This window comes from Tepidicella baoligensis, from assembly GCF_013432195.1.
Taxonomy (GTDB): Bacteria; Pseudomonadota; Gammaproteobacteria; order Burkholderiales; family Burkholderiaceae_C; genus Tepidicella; species Tepidicella baoligensis.
In genome coordinates this window covers 1-6,171 of record NZ_JACCDB010000027.1, presented here as the reverse complement: position 1 = coordinate 6,171, position 6,171 = coordinate 1, and the positions used below count along the sequence as shown (strand labels likewise).

Here is a 6,171-nt window from a genome sequence, read left to right as displayed (position 1 = left end):
AGTGAGAAATGGCCCCGATTCATGCCTGGAAAGGCCCACAAACGCCCCACAGAGCACTTCGAACCCCAGCCACTCGTTTGGCTGCACCCGCATCGGCACGCACACAGCACGTAGCGTAGCTGCACCAAGAAGTCAAATGTTTCTCAGCCTCTGAGCCCGACGCGGCCGTGCTCAGATCGCGGTTTCGTCCTCTTCGCCGGTGCGGATGCGCACCACGCGCTCGACAGGGGTGACGAAAATCTTGCCGTCACCAATCTTGCCGGTGCGCGCCGCCCGGATGATGGCATCGACACAGCGCTCCACATCATCGGACTTCACCACGACCTCGATACGCACCTTGGGCAGGAAATCCACCACGTACTCGGCCCCGCGGTAGAGCTCGGTATGGCCCTTTTGGCGCCCGAAACCCTTGACTTCGGTCACCGTCAGGCCCGTCACCCCCTGCTCGGCCAGGGCCTCACGGACCTCTTCGAGCTTGAACGGCTTGATGACGGCGGTAATCTGCTTCATGCGGTGAACTCCAGGTGAGAAATGACTCCTTTGAACTTTAACATGTCACGTGATGGCAAGTAATTGCGTACTGGTACTCCACGCCCAAGGGGGGCGGCCCTGCTCTGCCCAGACAGTACCTACCGCACCGCCGCCCCCTGCTTGAACTCCAGCATCTAGCGGCGACCTCACCTTCTTCATTATCCCCGTTCTTCTTATCTGTATTGAATCACTCATCAAGGTATTTGCTCTCACAAGGGTCAAGGTCAGTCACGACGCCTCGCGGACTTAGCGGCGGACACATCATAGATCCAGAACCAGCATCTGTGACTTGCTACGGGACACACAGATCATCATGGATTTGTTCTCTGCCTGTTCTTTCGAAGTGAGAATACTATCTCGATGATCAGCTTCACCCTCTATGATTCTTGTCTCACATGCACCGCAAAGCCCCTCTCGGCAACTATGATCAGGCATACAACCAGCATCGATCACTGCATCCAGAATCGATTGATCCTTACGGACATTGACCATTAGTCCACTTTTTCTTAGCTCCACAACAAACTCACTGGCAGCCAATTCTCCTCTGGTCACCGGTGCACTAAAACGTTCGATATGTAAATTAAGTAACCCGAGCTCACTGCACGCCGCCTCAAATGCATCTAGCATGGGCAGGGGACCACAGCAGTAGAAATGGCTGTCTTTCGAGTGGCCGGACATCAATTTCTTCAAAGATGGCGCACACCCTTGCTCATCATCAAAATGATAATTCACTTTCAGAGTACTAGAGGCAAGTTGAGAAATGTCATCAAGGAATGCAGCCTCAGGTTTACTGCGGGCGCAGTAATATAAAGTTGCTGGTTTCTTTTGTCGTGACAAACTGCGCAACATGGACAAGATTGGAGTCACACCTATTCCGCCTGCCACGAATACCGATTCATGTTCCCCGACAACAAGTGGAAAGTTATTTCGAGGCACTGAAATAGTCAACTCCTGACCCACCCTCAATCGCTCATGAATAAATGCAGAGCCGCCACGACTATTCTTTTCTTTAAGTACCCCCAGCACATATCTGTCATTTTCTGCTGAATCATTGCATAAGGAATAGCTGCGAACAAGCCCCTCCTCAAGGATTAAGTCAATGTGTGATCCCGGCTCAAACGAAGGGAAGTGATCTTCGAAATTGACTGGGCACAACTCTACACTCAAAACATGGGAGGCCTCTCTGCGCAGACCACGCACTATAGCTTGAAGTTTTTCAGTGGACATTTTATTTAGGAATAGCTACCAGCGCTATGCAACGACTATAAAAGAAGGACGATCAAAGAGGATACAAAATCACATGATATGAAGACCACCATCCACCAGGAGAGTTGTACCCGTAATATAAGATGCTTCTGATGAAGCCATCCAAAGAATGGGATATGCAATTTCTATCGGGGAGGCCCAGCGACCTATCAATGAGGTATTCTTGCGTTCCGCAAGCAACTCCTTTTCGTCTTTGCCACTTTGACGAGCTCTTCCTAAATGAAAGTCTGTTAAAGTAGAGCCTGGACAAATTGCATTTGCACGAACACCATGTTCCGCCTCTTCAAACGCAAGCGTTCTCGTATATGCCAACTGAGCTGCTTTGGTAGCATCATAAAGCGCCATGCCTTTTCGCCCGGTAACTGCGTAGCAAGAGGATACGTTTACAATACTTCCTTGACCTGACGCACGAAGAGCGGGCAAAGCAGCCTTGCAATAGTTGGACATACCAACTAAATTTACCGCCACCATGTTTTGCCACTCTTCAGGGGTAGCAGAATCAGCAGCGCTATAGTTACGCATGGCCGCATTGTTAACCAAAATATCGAGCCGACCAAACTTTTCTATTACCTGATTGACAGTTTTGACAGCTTCGTCCGAATCACGCACATCTGCCACCAACCCCATAACAAGACTGCCGTGTATAGTGGAGCGAATAGCATTAAGAGTTCGATCTACGGCCGATGCATCTGTATCAACTATGCAAACGGATGCCCCTTCTGAGCAGAACAAATGTGCAGTTGCAGCCCCTATGCCAGCTCCTCCTCCAGTGATAAGGCCAACACGGCCTGCAACACGCCTGGCTGGCCCCATCAAGGAGGTACTCTTGAATTGATTTAAACTCATCATTCCAACTTTGTTCCGGTTTCTTTGATAACAGCTCCCCAACGCTTTATTTCTGTATCTATCCACGAAGCAAACTCATCAGGGCTACTACCAACAATTTCGAACTCCATACTTTCAAGCTTATCCTTTACATCTGGCATTTTAAGAATTTCTACAATGGCGGTGTTGTATGCTTGTATGATGTGTTTTGGTGTATTTGAGGCTGTCAGAAAACCAATCCATGAAGTAGCTTCGAAATTCTCAAACCCCAGCTCTGCTAAGGTAGGAACATCAGGGGTACTTGCAAAACGCTTTTTCCCCGAAGATGCCAACAGCTTGATACGGCCTTGCTGCGCGAGTTGCTGAACGTTGCCTGGCACAAAGAATCCGACATGTATGGTTCCCGCCAACAAATCAGCGATTGCTGGTGGCGCACCTCGGTAAGGGATGTGAGTGACATTGATCCCAGCTGCACTCTTGAACATTTCCATGGTCAGATGGGAAGCGCTGCCTACAGCTACAGAGCCATAAGAGAACTTCTGTGGCGCTGCCTTGGCTTGTGCGATGAAGTCTTTGACATTTGTGATACCAGTGCCTGGAGTGGTTACCAAATACTGTGGCGCTTTCACTGCCAAGGTAATAGGAGCGAGATCCTTTTGCGGATCAAATGGCATATTAGTGAACAGGCTCGGGTTAATAGCCAATGGTCCGTTGTAGCCAACGAGTAAGGTGTGCCCGTCTGGTGCTGCACGAGCAGCCAAACTTGCACCAAGGTTGCCTCCTGCTCCAGGCTTGTTGTCCACCACAAAGGGCTGCCCGAATTTTTCGGCCAGCTTGGGCGCTACCAAACGGGCAACTGTGTCATTCGTGGTACCCGCAATCGGAACAATAATAGTGACAGGTTGCGTGGGTTTCCAGTTTTGAGCAAGCGCCCAAGGACTCGCTAGGCAGATCCCTGCAATTACAGTCCCAACCAATGCTTTATGCCGCAAAGAAATCATTTTGTCTCCTTCGATTTGAAATAAACTGATTGAATATTTGAATTAGAGGCTGTGCACAGGCTTGGAAAGACTGTCAGCCAACTCTTTACTAGCCCATGCAACAGGATCTACTTCCTTTGGAAGTAAAACACCGGCAGCTCGCACGCGCTGTGCTTTGGCATCCAGCGCTGGAGGCTCCATTCCCTCTGCAAGACCTATAGCGGCCTCGTGCAACATACGCCGAGCCATAACGATAGCCTTGTCTGTAGGGAGTAAGTTTTCTTTTTCATGATCTTGAATCGTCCCCATGCTTTCCTGCAAGGAATAATCTTGAGCGGCAAAACCAAAAACACCGCTATAGGAACGTTTTTCTTTCTGTGCAACCCGATCCATAAGGTAATCGTTTTTATAATTCGCCTTAGGAATAAAGCTGCCAGGTTCCTCATACTCTACATGAATGCCCTTCCCAGCTTTCATCGCATCAAGTTCTTCCTGGCTCAGGGGCCTCTCTGGGCGAAAATTGATACTCCAAGCCCAACAACTATGGTCATCGATGGGTACCCATACATGACCACCGAGCGCATGCTCGCCAAATGGTGGGATCAGCGTGAACCATGGGAAGAGCCACTGGGTAATTCTCCAGTAATATGAATCAGGCTCTCCGTTTCTACGGCCAAACAGCGTCAGACCAAAAGGGGTTTTTTCAATGTTGAACACCACGTTACCATCGGCCTTGATGTAGTCGAGAGCTTTGGTGCCCTGATGCATCGGATCGATGTCGACCTCATGGCTGTGGACGAACGAAACATGACTGGTGTCGATGCCGCCCTCCATGGCCTGCAGATAGTTCGAGAACTGGATTCTCTTTGATACGTAAACGTGCTCTGGCGGCAGCAAACACCACTCCAATTCAGGCGGTTCAGGCTGTTTGTCTTTAGGGCCCATGTAGGCCCAAACTATGCCTCCCCGCTCAACGGTCGGATATGCCTTGATGTGCATACGCGCGCAGGCCTGAGGTGCGGATGGCACATCAACGCATTTCCCATCACGGTCAAATTTCACACCATGGTAAGCACACCGTATGCCGCCTTCCTCATTGCGCCCGAAGTAGAGGGATGCGCCACGGTGCGAGCAAAACTCATCAATCACCCCGACCTTTCCCTCGGTGTCGCGGAAAGCCAGAAGCTTCTCACCCAGCACCTGAATCCGTACCTGTGGGCCATCAGGCTCGGCAATCTCGTCAGATTTCAGAAGAGGAACCCAGTATCGGCGCATCAGATTGCCCATTGGGGTACCGGCACCAGTACGGGTAAGTATTTCTGACATTTCTTTGTTCATGCTTGTTCTCCGCTTTCATGAAGTCCATTGGTTGATACAAGTGTCCATTGTACGATCTTTTTGACTTACGTCAAGATCCTGATTTTTTGTCCGACTGACGAGACAAAATAGGACAGAATACAGGTTCAAGTTATGCAAAAAACACATGCGCGAGACAGGTGATCAGATGAGCAGCGGCATTCCCAACTTCGAAAGACCAGTAGACGGTGTAAGGGCTGTTGATAGGGCTCTAGACATACTTTTGGCCTTTACCGCCCTCAACCATGAGATGACTGCGGGGGAGTTGCTGCGAAGAGTTGACCTGCGCAGGCCTACGCTGTACCGTCTTCTCAGGACACTCGAAAACAAAGGTTTTGTCGTTTCCTCAGGAGACCCACAACGGTTCTCCTTAGGACCATCGGTGGGTCACTTGTCCTATGTTTGGACGTCGACACTTGACATCGCAAGAGTTGCCCAGCCGATGATCCACAACCTCTGGTCAGAGACTGGTGAAACTGTGGCCCTCTATCTTCGGCAAGGTGATGTCCGAGTTTGTGCAGCGGAGCTGCCCAGCGCTCAACCTCTGAGCTTCAAGCGCGGTGTTGGACACAGCGTACATGTCAGCATTGGTGCAAGTGGTCGTGCGATACTAGCCTTTGCTGAAGATGCCGAGTACCACTCCAAGAAGGACAGGACCCCTGAAGAACAAGCTCACTACAGAGCGCAATTGGAACTCGTTAAGAAAGATGGTTACGCCGTCAGCAGAGACGAGCTGATTGAGGGTGCCGTTGCTATTGCCGCCCCCTTTTTTGCTGCAAACAACATTGTGGTCGGATCTTTAACTGTTTTTGGTCCCAGCGCTCGAGTAAAGCAAGCCCAAGTCGAAAACATAGCCTCATTGCTAAAAAAGGAGTCTGAAGCCTTATCCAAGGCGCTGGGTGCTATGAGCTTGCCCTCGAGATGAGAATGCGAGTCCAAAGTATTGATCTGGCCACCACGTCGGCGCCTGTGAGGGCATGACCCTGACAAATCTCTCGGCTGCTTTGTCGGGGGGAATTACCGTGCCTGGACTTCTGTGCAGTACGCTTGAACAGGTTCAACAGCGAGGCCTGTGTCATCTGCGTCGTGAATCTCCCAGCCGACGACCTTACGGCTGAGCGCGTCCAGGATGCTCATCGATCTGCTACAACCGCGTCAGACAGCGAGTGCACCGGGGGCGCACACCCCTATACTCAGAGGCTGAGAAACATTT

The 6,171-nt window shown here is 50.6% G+C and carries 6 protein-coding genes; 1 reads left to right on the top strand and 5 read right to left on the bottom strand.

The window, feature by feature from the left end; all coding sequences use genetic code 11:
* Window positions 1–171 precede the first annotated feature (171 nt).
* The 5 genes from HZS63_RS13685 to HZS63_RS13665 form a co-directional block, all read right to left on the bottom strand.
* The gene (locus tag HZS63_RS13685) at window positions 172–510 is read right to left on the bottom strand and encodes a P-II family nitrogen regulator (protein WP_180684545.1); all 339 of its coding nucleotides are present in this window, start codon (window positions 508–510) and stop codon (window positions 172–174) included.
* 282 nt (window positions 511–792) lie between these two features.
* Window positions 793–1,758: a PDR/VanB family oxidoreductase gene (locus HZS63_RS13680; RefSeq protein WP_180684544.1), complete on the bottom strand. Its 966-nt coding sequence runs from the start codon at window positions 1,756–1,758 to the stop codon at window positions 793–795.
* A 69-nt stretch (window positions 1,759–1,827) separates the two neighbouring features.
* Complete coding sequence (locus HZS63_RS13675) at window positions 1,828–2,610, bottom strand: SDR family NAD(P)-dependent oxidoreductase (RefSeq protein ID WP_180684547.1); 783 nt, start codon at window positions 2,608–2,610, stop codon at window positions 1,828–1,830.
* A 32-nt stretch (window positions 2,611–2,642) separates the two neighbouring features.
* Window positions 2,643–3,623 (bottom strand): Bug family tripartite tricarboxylate transporter substrate binding protein, encoded by a 981-nt coding sequence (locus tag HZS63_RS13670; RefSeq protein ID WP_180684543.1) that lies wholly within the window; start codon window positions 3,621–3,623, stop codon window positions 2,643–2,645.
* A 42-nt stretch (window positions 3,624–3,665) separates the two neighbouring features.
* Window positions 3,666–4,940, bottom strand: coding sequence for an aromatic ring-hydroxylating dioxygenase subunit alpha (locus tag HZS63_RS13665; protein WP_180684542.1), 1,275 nt, complete (start codon window positions 4,938–4,940; stop codon window positions 3,666–3,668).
* A 145-nt stretch (window positions 4,941–5,085) separates the two neighbouring features.
* Between HZS63_RS13665 and HZS63_RS13660 the strand changes: the two genes are divergently transcribed.
* Entirely contained in the window at window positions 5,086–5,883 is a 798-nt protein-coding gene (locus tag HZS63_RS13660) for an IclR family transcriptional regulator (RefSeq protein ID WP_246316397.1), read from the top strand.
* Window positions 5,884–6,171: the final 288 nt, after the last annotated feature.